The 9,040-nt window shown below is 71.9% G+C and carries 15 protein-coding genes; 5 read left to right on the top strand and 10 right to left on the bottom strand.

Going from position 1 to position 9,040, the window contains the following annotated elements:
- Positions 1-40 precede the first annotated feature (40 nt).
- Positions 41-1,009: an ABC transporter permease gene (locus tag ACI6PP_RS22035; RefSeq protein ID WP_421113871.1), complete on the bottom strand. Its 969-nt coding sequence runs from the start codon at positions 1,007-1,009 to the stop codon at positions 41-43.
- 190 nt (positions 1,010-1,199) lie between these two features.
- On the bottom strand, positions 1,200-1,862 hold the full coding sequence (locus ACI6PP_RS22030; RefSeq protein ID WP_421113870.1) for a response regulator transcription factor: 663 nt from the start codon (positions 1,860-1,862) through the stop codon (positions 1,200-1,202).
- A 105-nt stretch (positions 1,863-1,967) separates the two neighbouring features.
- Here ACI6PP_RS22030 and ACI6PP_RS22025 point away from each other — a divergent pair, with 105 nt between their 5' ends.
- From ACI6PP_RS22025 to ACI6PP_RS22015, 3 genes are all read left to right on the top strand, one after another.
- Positions 1,968-2,246, top strand: coding sequence for a GlsB/YeaQ/YmgE family stress response membrane protein (locus ACI6PP_RS22025; RefSeq protein WP_421113869.1), 279 nt, complete (start codon positions 1,968-1,970; stop codon positions 2,244-2,246).
- 133 nt (positions 2,247-2,379) lie between these two features.
- Entirely contained in the window at positions 2,380-2,880 is a 501-nt protein-coding gene (locus tag ACI6PP_RS22020) for a DinB family protein (protein ID WP_421113868.1), read from the top strand.
- A 74-nt stretch (positions 2,881-2,954) separates the two neighbouring features.
- On the top strand, positions 2,955-3,194 hold the full coding sequence (locus tag ACI6PP_RS22015; RefSeq protein WP_421113867.1) for a hypothetical protein: 240 nt from the start codon (positions 2,955-2,957) through the stop codon (positions 3,192-3,194).
- A gap of 31 nt (positions 3,195-3,225) precedes the next feature.
- On the opposite strand, the gene ACI6PP_RS22010 is transcribed toward ACI6PP_RS22015, so the two are convergent.
- The gene (locus ACI6PP_RS22010; RefSeq protein WP_421113866.1) at positions 3,226-4,026 is read right to left on the bottom strand and encodes an NADPH-dependent oxidoreductase; all 801 of its coding nucleotides are present in this window, start codon (positions 4,024-4,026) and stop codon (positions 3,226-3,228) included.
- Positions 4,027-4,200: 174 nt separating this feature from the next.
- Here ACI6PP_RS22010 and ACI6PP_RS22005 point away from each other — a divergent pair, with 174 nt between their 5' ends.
- Positions 4,201-5,325: a sensor domain-containing phosphodiesterase gene (locus ACI6PP_RS22005; protein WP_421113865.1), complete on the top strand. Its 1,125-nt coding sequence runs from the start codon at positions 4,201-4,203 to the stop codon at positions 5,323-5,325.
- A 45-nt stretch (positions 5,326-5,370) separates the two neighbouring features.
- Here ACI6PP_RS22005 and ACI6PP_RS22000 read toward each other — a convergent pair whose 3' ends face one another.
- On the bottom strand, positions 5,371-5,877 hold the full coding sequence (locus ACI6PP_RS22000; protein WP_421113872.1) for a CPBP family intramembrane glutamic endopeptidase: 507 nt from the start codon (positions 5,875-5,877) through the stop codon (positions 5,371-5,373).
- Positions 5,878-5,907: 30 nt separating this feature from the next.
- Entirely contained in the window at positions 5,908-6,126 is a 219-nt protein-coding gene (locus ACI6PP_RS21995) for a hypothetical protein (protein ID WP_421113864.1), read from the bottom strand.
- A 47-nt stretch (positions 6,127-6,173) separates the two neighbouring features.
- Between ACI6PP_RS21995 and ACI6PP_RS21990 the strand changes: the two genes are divergently transcribed.
- Entirely contained in the window at positions 6,174-6,779 is a 606-nt protein-coding gene (locus tag ACI6PP_RS21990) for a TetR/AcrR family transcriptional regulator (RefSeq protein WP_421113863.1), read from the top strand.
- A gap of 71 nt (positions 6,780-6,850) precedes the next feature.
- Here ACI6PP_RS21990 and ACI6PP_RS21985 read toward each other — a convergent pair whose 3' ends face one another.
- From ACI6PP_RS21985 to ACI6PP_RS21965, 5 genes are all read right to left on the bottom strand, one after another.
- Positions 6,851-7,195, bottom strand: coding sequence for a hypothetical protein (locus ACI6PP_RS21985; RefSeq protein ID WP_421113862.1), 345 nt, complete (start codon positions 7,193-7,195; stop codon positions 6,851-6,853).
- On the bottom strand, positions 7,179-7,901 hold the full coding sequence (aqpZ, locus tag ACI6PP_RS21980; RefSeq protein WP_421113861.1) for an aquaporin Z: 723 nt from the start codon (positions 7,899-7,901) through the stop codon (positions 7,179-7,181). The genes ACI6PP_RS21985 and aqpZ overlap by 17 nt, the downstream gene beginning before the upstream one ends.
- A gap of 103 nt (positions 7,902-8,004) precedes the next feature.
- Positions 8,005-8,151 carry a hypothetical protein gene (locus ACI6PP_RS21975; protein WP_421113860.1) on the bottom strand — a complete coding sequence of 49 codons (147 nt, stop codon included), beginning with the start codon at positions 8,149-8,151 and terminating at the stop codon, positions 8,005-8,007.
- A gap of 119 nt (positions 8,152-8,270) precedes the next feature.
- Entirely contained in the window at positions 8,271-8,444 is a 174-nt protein-coding gene (locus ACI6PP_RS21970; protein WP_421113859.1) for a CsbD family protein, read from the bottom strand.
- Between the two features lie 75 nt (positions 8,445-8,519).
- Positions 8,520-9,040, bottom strand: a 521-nt coding sequence (locus ACI6PP_RS21965; RefSeq protein ID WP_421113858.1) for a hypothetical protein, incomplete at its 5' end; no start/stop codon positions are given.

Genomic DNA, 9,040 nt, shown 5'->3' with positions numbered 1-9,040 from the left:
GTGGGTGGTGGTGCGGTGTGGGTGGGACGGGCGAGTCAGGTCAGGTGGGTGCGCCCGACGGCGCGGCCCGGTCGGGGGTGAGCCGGCGGACCAGCGCGGTCCAGCGGATCGTGTAGAGGGAGACGCCGACGGCGAGCGCGGCGGCCTGCACCAGCGGGGAGATGGCCGGGGACACCCCGAGCACCGAGACGAGCTGCACGAGCTGCTGCAGGAAGACCGCCGCGACGACGGTCGGCAGCGGGAAGCCGCGTCCGCCGAGCAGGGACGTCCCGCCCAGCACGACCACGGCGATCGACGGCAGCAGGTAGCGGTCGCCGGAGTAGGCGGTGGGCTGCGAGGTGATGCCGGCGATGAGGATGCCGGCCAGGCAGTAGAGCAGCTGGGCCCAGACGTAGGTCAGGCAGTGGTGGCGCCGCTCGCTCAGGCCGGCGGTGCGCGCGGCCAGCCGGTTCGAGCCGATGGCCTCGAACCGACGGCCCGCGACCGTCTTCTTGACCAGGAGCGTGACGACGCCGAGCGTGACCAGGGCGATCACCACCGCGTGCGGCACGCCGGCCGTGGTGCCGCCGGCGACGTCGGCGAGCAGGTTGGTGGTGATGCGCGGACGTCCGCCCGAGATCTGCAGGTTGACGCCGTACAGCAGGGCGTTGGTGCCGAGCGTCGCGATGATCGCGTTCAGGCCCAGCAGACCGATGAGCACGCCGTTCAGCAGGCCTGCGACGACCGCGAACACCAGGGCGATCCCGATCGCGGGCAGGAGGCGGCCGCTGTCGCCGTCCGGCACGTGGGTCACGACGATCAGCGCCAGCGAGATGCCGCCGGCGACCGACAGGTCGATCCCGCCCTGCTGGACCACCAGCATCTGGCCCAGGCCGGCGATGGCCAGGACGGCTGCCACCGGCAGCATGCCGGACAGGGAGGTGCCCGAGACGCTCGCGGGGTCGAGCGCCGCGCTGAGGACGAACAGGGCGACGGTGGCGACGCCGATGGTCACCAGTCCTCGCGACACGGCCACCCGCCTGCCGGACACTTCTCTCTGCACCGCCACGTCGTTCCGCTCCTGTGATCACCGTCACCCGCTTTGTACAGCGTGACTGTACAAAGGTTCGCTGTGAATGCACAAGAGGTGGTTGGCGACCGAGTGCAGGAGGACGACCCCGCGCCGGTGTGTCAGGAGGCGTGGCGCGCGTCGAGGCTCGTCAGGGACCGCCGCGCCAGTGCTCGATCCGGCGGTGGTCGGGCAGGAACCCGTGGTGCACTCCCCAGAGGACGGCCTGGGTGCGGCTGTCGACGTCGATCTTGCGGTAGAGACCGCGGATGTAGGACTTGACCGTGTTGGGGCTGAGGTAGGTCAGCGCCGCCACCTCGGCGTTGCTCTTGCCCTGGGTGATCAGGGCGAGGATCTCGGACTCGCGATCGGAGAGTCCCTCGCCGCGGCCGGGCCAGTCACCGACCGTGTTGCGTGCCTGTGCCGCCGAGCCGCTGATGACGGTCTCACCGGCGTGGACGGCCTCGAGCGCGGCCACCAGCTCGCGGCCGCTCAGGGCCTTGGACAGGTAGCCGTGCACCCCGAGGTCGCGTGCCATCGAGACGAGCTCGGGATGGAAGTTCCCGGTGTAGACCACCACCCTCCGGGCCAGCGGGTTGTCGATCAGCGTCCTGATCTCGTCGTGGTCGGACTCGGGCTGGGCGAAGGAGTCGTACAGCGCGATGTCGACGTCGTCGGTGAGGGGCTTGTTGGTGTCGAGCTCGGCGACGACGACCCGGTCGCGGTAGGGCTCGAGCATGTTGGCCACCCCGATGACGACGACGTCGTAGTCGTCGACGATGGCGACCTGGATGGGCCCGCTGCGGGTGCTCACGCTCGACAGATTAACCCACCTAGGGGTGTGTCGCGCCGCTGACGGGGGTGGTTGTGTACACCCCAAGGGCCGCAACCGGCAGCCTCTCGAGCGAAAGGCACTCACATGCTCGGACTCATCCTCACCATCCTGGTCGTCGGCGCCATCGCCGGCTTCGTGGCCCGCCTGCTCGTCCCCGGCAAGCAGAACCTCTCGATCGTGGCCACGATCGTGCTGGGCATCGTCGGCTCCTTCGTCGGCGGCCTGCTGGGCTACCTGCTGTTCGGCAAGGACGCGGGCGACGGGCTCCTGCAGCCCGCCGGCATCATCGGCTCGATCATCGGCGCGGTGATCGCCCTGCTGATCTGGACGGCGGCCCACCGCCGCAACGGCGCTCGGGTGTAGGACACGCTCCACGACCCGACGCGACGGCAGCCGCCGGCGGACTCCGCCGGCGGCTGTCGTGTCGTGGCGTCCCGGCCGCGGGTGCGCGACCGTCAGGAGTGAGCCGTCGGACCCGGGGTGCAGGGTGGGGTCCATGACTCGCACCGACGTCCCACCTGCACCCGACGAGCGCAGCACGCTCCTGCAGATGCTCACCTACGTCCGCGAGACCGCGATCGCGAAGGTCGAGGGGCTGTCGGACGAGCACGCCCAGCACGCGCCGCTCGCGACGTCGCCCCTGACCACGCCGGGCGCCATCGTCAACCACCTGCGCTGGGTGGAGGCCGACTGGCTCCAGACCCGGTTCGCGGGCGGCCCCGACCTCGGCCCCTGGACCGAGGACGACCCCGACGCCGAGCTGCGCGAGGGCCTGACGACGCCGCTCGCCGACGTCGTAGCCGGCTACCGCGAGCAGATCGTCGCCTCCGACGCCGTCATCGCCGCTGCCGACCTCGACGACCTCGCCGCCGTCCCCACCGCCCGCCTCCACCAGAACCTGCGCTGGACGCTCCTGCACCTCGTCGAGGAGACTGCCCGGCACAACGGCCACCTCGACCTCCTGCGCGAGATGGCCGACGGCGTCGTCGGTGACTGACCCGACCTCGACGCGCGTCCCCACGCGGCACCCCGACGTGCGGGCGAACCTCGCAAACCCTATAAATGGGACGCATGGGGGACGACTCGGAGCTGACGTCGACGCAACAGGACCTGGCCGCCGTCTCGGCCGACCTCGCCGCGATCCAGAACAGACGCCTGGCCGAGGCCCGGCGTCGCATGCGGCTGTCGGCGCAGGAGCTGTTGCGCGCGGCGATGGTGGTCGAGGAGCTGGACGACGCGGTCACCGGCAGCGAGAGCGAGCTGGCGCTGCGGGCCGTCCGGGACGCTGCGGCCTCGGCCGGCCTCGACTAGGGACCGACCGCTGGAGGACGGCGGCCGCGCGTCACCGCGACGGCAGGCCCATGCGGTCCAGGGTCTCGCGGAGCACGTGCCGCCCGGCCAGCGAGCCGGCGCCGGCCAACCGCGTCAGGACGCGTCCGGTCCAGCCGTCCGACATCCCGTGCCGACGGTTGTACTCCGCCAGGCGCTCGTCGTACTCGGGCAGGCTCGCGTCGGCGGCGTCGGCGTCGTAGGTCTCGTGGTGCCACACCGCCGACTGCGGCAGGCGCGGCTTGACGTCCGCGTCCTCGGAGGGGTCCGGCACCCCGACGGCGAGCCCGAACAGCGCCACCGACGACGGTGGCAGTCCGAGCTCGGCGGCGACGGCCTCGGGGTGGTTGCGCACGGCCCCGACGTACACGCAGCCCAGCCCGAGGGACTCGGCCGCGACGACGGCGTTCTGCGCGGCCAGCGCCGTGTCGATGCACGCGACCAGGGTCGACTCCAGGTAGTCCGCAGCGTCCACGGCGACGCCGCTCCGCGCCGCGAGCCGTCGGGCGCGGGACAGGTCCGCGACCCACACCAGGAAGACGGGGGCGCGCTCGACGAACGCCTGGTCCCCGGCCAGGTGCGCCAGCCTGGCCTTGCGCGAGGGGTCGCGCACGCTGACGACGCTCCAGGCCTGCAGGTTCGACGACGTCGAGGCCGACTGCGCGGCCGCGACGAGCGCGGCCACCACGTCGTCGTCGACACCGGCATCGAGGAACGCGCGCACCGAGCGGTGCGCCAGCAGCCCAGCGACGACGTCGTTGCCGAGGTCCGTCGCACGGGTGGGGCCGCCGTAGCGTCGGGTCGTCGCCGTCACGTGGCGATCCTAGGGCGGTCCGCGACGCCGACCCCGGTCACCTCGACCGCCGAGGTGCCGCCCGGGCACGCCACGACCTCAAGAACTCCCCAAGATCGGCGCCGGGGCCCGTGGCGGCCATAGGGTTCCAGCACACGGCAACGGGGGGTTTCGATGGGGCAGACGACGCGGTCGGTGGACAGCCTGTTGCGGCTGGTGCGCCTGCAGCTGCAGATGGACGTCGCGTTCGTGAGCATCATCCACGGCGGCCAGCGCGCGTTCCGCAACGTCTCGGTCCAGGAGGACGAGGGCCTGCAGGTCGGCCAGTGGGACCGGTGCGAGGACACCTACTGCCAGCTCGTCCTGGACCACAAGGTCCCCTCGGTCGTCCCCGACACGTCCGACCAGCCCCTGCTGGTGGCGATGTCGTCCACCCAGGACATGCGCATCGGGGCCCACGTCGGCGTCCCGGTGCTGGACCGCGACGGACAGGTCTACGGCACGCTCTGCGCCTACTCCCACCGCCCTCGTCCGGACCTGGGCGCGCGCGACGCCCACGTCCTCGAGGTGTCGGCCGAGCTGCTCTACGAGCTCATCGAGGAGGAGGACCGCGCACAGACGCACTGGTCCCGCTCCGCGGACCTGATCGACGACCTCCTCGTGGGCGCCGGCGCGTCGGTCATCTGGCAGCCGGTGTGCGAGCTGACGACGGGCGGCGTCGTCGGTCACGAGGCCCTGTCGCGCTTCGACAGCGGCGGACCGGTCGCCCCGCACGTCGTCTTCGAGATCGCGCACTCGGTAGCCAAGGGCAACGACCTCGAGCTCGCCATGATGGGACGGGCGCTGAGCGCCGTGCGCGACGACACCTCCGACGTCGGGATCAACGTGTCACCCCAGGCCCTGTGCGATCCGCGGCTGTCCGGGGTCGTGCAGGACTCCGGCGTCGACCCCACGCGCCTCTACCTCGAGCTGACCGAGCACGCCCCGGTGGCCGACTACGGGCACCTGCGGTCGGTCCTGGGCGTGCTGCGGCGCGAGGGCGTGCGGTGTGCCGTCGACGACCTCGGAGCCGGGTTCGCCAGCCTGCGGCACGCCCTGGAGCTCGAGGCCGAGGTGGTCAAGATCGACATCTCCCTGGTGCGGGACCTCGAGTGCTCGCGCCGCCAGCGCGCGATCATCGCGGCGATCATGACCTACGCCGCGAGCACCGACACCACGGTCGTGGCCGAGGGCATCGAGACCCAGCGGGAGCTCGACACCCTGATCGACATCGGGGTGCCGTTCGGGCAGGGCTACCTGCTCGGTCGCCCCGCGGCCTGAGGCTCGCACGCCACGGCGCGGGACCCCGCAGCGCCGGGACTCCCATCACTGCTCGACGCGGGACCGCGGGCTCGGCTGGTCGTCGATCCGCCACGGGCCCCGGGAGCCGGTGCCGACGAGGCGGGCGAGGACGACCAGCATGAGCACCCCGACGACCATGGTCACGACACCTGCCTCGGGGCCGAAGGCGCCGCCGGTGACCCAGTCGGGGCCGGTGAGCCGGAGCCCCTCGGACCGCCCGGGCAGGTCCGCGTACCCCGCGTTGCTGAACCCGGCCGCGATCATCGTGACGTTCCAGCCGATCTTCAGCCCGATGCCGAACCAGATGCGGCCCGTACGCCACCGGGCGGCGCCGATGACCAGGTTCACCACGACCGACCCCAGGACGGCCATCACCCCGGCCGACGACGCGAAGGCGTACGGCACGGCGATCAGCACCGACGAGATCACCAGGGCGACGCCCTGCCCGGCCACGACTCCCAGCCCCGTCAGCAGGAGCCCGCGGAACACGATCTCCTCCACGACGAACAGCACACCGAAGTACACCGCCAGGTAGACGAGCCCGAGCGCCTCGAAGCGCAGCTAGGAGACGTCGGTCGCCCCGACCGCGAGCAGCGCGGAGGCCGCGACGGCCATCCAGACCGCACCGAACAACAGGCCGCGGAGCACCTCGCGCCAGGCACCGTCGCGCACGCCCGGCCCGAACGTCGTCCGGCCCCGCCTGCGTGCTCGCCAGCCCACCACCGCGAGCACCACCGCCGGCAGCAGCAGGAATGCGTTCGCGATCTGCTCGGTGTCCATGGCGTGCCTCCCCGCCTCGTCTTACCTGATCGAGTAAACTCTTACTCGTGCAGGTAAAAGATGCAACCCCCGCGCGCCGAGAGCGGCGTCGTCAGATCGTCGACGCCCTCATCGACGTGGTGGCCGTGGACGGGTACGACGCGGCGACCTTCGGCAACCTCGCCCGCCGAGCCGGACTCTCCTCGACCCGGCTGATCTCGTACCACTTCGACGACAAGGACGAGCTCGTCCGCGCCGCGACGAGCGAGATCTTCGGCAGGATCGCCGCCCACCTCGATGCGCCGGCGCCGGCTGGACCACCCACCTCGGCGCTGGAGCGCTACGTGCGGTCGGCGATCGGTCTGAACGCCGAGCTCCGGCGAGAGATGCGCGCCCTGGCGGTCCTGTTCCTCCGTCACCGCCCGAGCAGCACGCCGCTCTACGACCGGCCGCAGGAGCACACTGCCGTCGGGCGTGTCGAGCAGATCCTCCAGGCGGGCCAGGAGGACGGCTCTATGCGTCCCGACTTCGACACCGCGGTCGTGGCCGGCGCCGTCCAACGGGCGATCGACGGCATCCCCCTGGCCCTCGCACTGGACCCGGACATCGACCTGGACCATCACGCCGACCAGCTGGTCGACCTGTTCACTCGTGCCGTCGCCGCCGCCACCTGAGGTGCGGCTCTCGACGCCTCACCGACGGGTGCAGGTCCCGTGGTGCACGCACCGACATCGGACGGACGGCGTCAGCACGGTCGAGGCCACTCGCGGCCCGGGTCTCGTACTGCTCGCGCGTTCTCCCGTGTGGTCGTGACGAGCATCCGTCCCAGCGCGGTCGCATGGTCGAGGGGGAGCATGCTCTCGGCCTGCTCGACCGAGACCCCGTCGCGGCGCGCCGCGGCGTCGATCTCGAGGTCGAGCAGCCAGTGCACCCACTCGACGGGGGCCTCGAGGCCCTCGCTCCAGCAGTACGCCCGGACGAGGGTGCACAGGTCGGTGTAGTGGTCCGATCGGGGACGCATGGCGGGCACGACCTTCCTGCTCGGGTTGTCGATGTCGGCGGCGGCGTCGTGCTCAGCGGGCTTCGGCACCGGCGTCCTGGGAGTGGGGGCCGACGTTGACGGCGCGGTACAGGACGCCCGCGACGGCGGCGCCGACCAACGGCGCGACGATGAACAGCCACACCTGGGAGAGCGGTCCGCTGCCGGCGTAGAACGCGACGCCGAGCGACCGTGCGGGGTTGACCGACGTGTTCGAGACCGGGATCGAGACGAGGTGGATGAGGGTGAGGGCCAGGCCGATGGCGGCAGGTCCGAAGCCGGCGGGTGCGCCCTTGGCGGTGACGCCGAGGATGACCGCGACGAACATCGCCGTCAGGACGATCTCGCAGATGGCGACGGCGAGCAGGCCGTAGCCGTCAGGCGACATGGAGCCGTAGCCGTTGGTGGCGAAGCCGTCGGCGGTGGTGAATCCGTCCTTGCCCGACGCGATCGACAGCAGCACGCCGCCCGCGACCGCCGCGGCGACGACCTGGGCGACCACGTAGCCGGGGACGTCCTTCCAGGCGAAGCGTCCGGCGACGGCGAGGCCGACGGTGACGGCGGGGTTGAAGTGCCCGCCGGAGATGTGGCCGAGCGCGTAGGCGGCGGTCAGGACGGTGAGGCCGAACGCGGCGGCGATCCCGGCGAAGCCGATCTGGTCGCCGGCGAGGACGGCGGCGCCGCAGCCGCCCAGGACGAGCCAGAAGGTGCCGGGGGCCTCGGCACCGAGGCGGCGCGACAGTGCGGTGGTGGTCATGGGGGTTCCTTGGGGCAGGACGGGATCACCCGATGCCGGGACGGGCAGGGGCGGAGAGGCGAGCGCGGCGGCGGGCGGGGCCGCGCCGGGAGGGTGGCCGGTTCTAGCGGCGGCCGCGGCGGAGCCGGCGGTGCGAGGAGCCCCGTCGCTCCTCGAGCTTCTTCTTCGCGACGGGGAGCCCGACGAGGGCGAGGAGCTTCCAGACGACCCAGCCCAGGAGGGTGAACAGGTTGCGCTTGGGGTTGGCCATGGTGTGCTCCGAGACGTGAGGGTGCGGCGGGGTGGTGGTGACGACGTGAGGTGTCGAGGTGCGGAGAGCGGGTCGGTGCCCCGCCGCTGAGGGACGGCGGGACACCGATGGGGACAGCTTCAGTTCTTGAAGGTGTCCTTGATGTTCTCGCCAGCCTTCTTGGTGTCGGCCTTGGCCTGGTCGGCCTTGCCCTCGGCCTTCAGGCTGTCGTCGTTCTTGGCGTCGCCGACGGCCTCCTTGGCCTTGCCCTTGAGGTCTTCCGCGGCGTTGCTGATCTTGTCTCCGAGGCCCATGAGGGTCTCCCTTCGGTTGGTGTTCGTTGCCCCGGCACGGTCTGCCGAGGTGATCGGTGGTCGGTGCTCGACGGGTCAGTGGACTCGTGCGGTGGAACCGGTGGCCTTGCGGACGAGCTTGGATCGTGAGGGCCCGTCGAGGACGATGCGGCAGGTCGCGTCGCCGTCGGGGAGTGCGGTGGCGACGTCCTGGGTGCAGGTGCGGGCGGCGGTGCCGATGGACTCACCGTCGGCGCGGGGGTCCAGGCGGGCGCGGACCTCCACGACCTGCTTGGACCCGTACGACCGGGTCCGGCCTGACACCGACTGGGTCGGGGTCATGGTGTCGAACCGTTCGGCGGTCGCGGTGGCGATCGAGGTCAGGTCGGCCTCGAGACGGCCGTGGTCGTCCGAGCCCTTGAGCCGGACGCTGGACTGGTGCGGCCGGCGGGCGTGCGCGGCGAGCCACCACAGGCCCAGCAGACCCAGAACGAGGCCGACGGCGGCGAAGACCCAGGTGAACCAGGTCGCGTCGACGACGTCCGAGGCGGGTCCGGTGGACAGCGAGGACTGGTAGGTGAAGACCCAGCCGTACTTCCAGTCCAGGGCGAAGAACC

The organism is Solicola agrisoli (assembly GCF_049059935.1).
Classification (GTDB): domain Bacteria; phylum Actinomycetota; class Actinomycetes; order Propionibacteriales; family Nocardioidaceae; genus JAURVT01.
The sequence above is the reverse complement of the archived record's forward strand: the minus strand, read 5'-3'. Positions and strand labels throughout refer to the sequence as shown.